The organism is Nonomuraea aridisoli, assembly GCF_003236395.1.
Lineage (GTDB): Bacteria > Actinomycetota > Actinomycetes > Streptosporangiales > Streptosporangiaceae > Nonomuraea > Nonomuraea aridisoli.
This window is the reverse complement of sequence record NZ_POUD01000658.1, coordinates 1-477: the sequence shown is the minus strand read 5'-3', so window position 1 is coordinate 477 and position 477 is coordinate 1. Positions and strand designations below refer to the sequence as shown.

Sequence of the window (477 nt, the reverse complement as noted above, 5' to 3'; positions counted from 1 at the left end):
ACGGTGCGCAGTTCTTCCAGTGCGGCACGCAGGTCGGCGCTGCGCTCGGCACGTCTCGCCGGATCATGGATCCGCAGCAGCGCGGCGCTGTCGCGCAGCACGCGCACCACGGGATCGCGCATCTCCCCAAGGATCTCGCCCGTCGAATCGGTGACCCGGTCCGATATCCATCCGAGGTCGTCGACGACGCGCACGAGTGCGCGACTGCCCGCGGTCAACGCCACCGGACGGTAATCGGCGCCGAGGAAACTTTCGTACAACTCGTTCATGGCGCGGTTGACGTCGCGCGCCGAGGCGCTTCCCTCCAGCCGGTAGGCAAGCACGCGGCACACCCGGGCGGCGGTGCGGCGTAATTCGTCGTGGTGACGTGGCGGGAAGAGGAACAGCGCGGCGGGCACGCAGACCACCAGGGCGATCACCCAGCCCAACAGCCGATCGGCGATCGGACCCACCGGGGTACACAGCGGAAGCACGAAC

The 477-nt window shown here is 68.8% G+C and carries 1 protein-coding gene; it reads right to left on the bottom strand.

Annotation, left to right across the window (positions count from 1 at the left end; translation table 11 throughout):
* Window positions 1-452, bottom strand: a 452-nt coding sequence (locus tag C1J01_RS48585; protein WP_220040511.1) for a hypothetical protein, incomplete at its 3' end; no start/stop codon positions are given.
* Window positions 453-477: the final 25 nt, after the last annotated feature.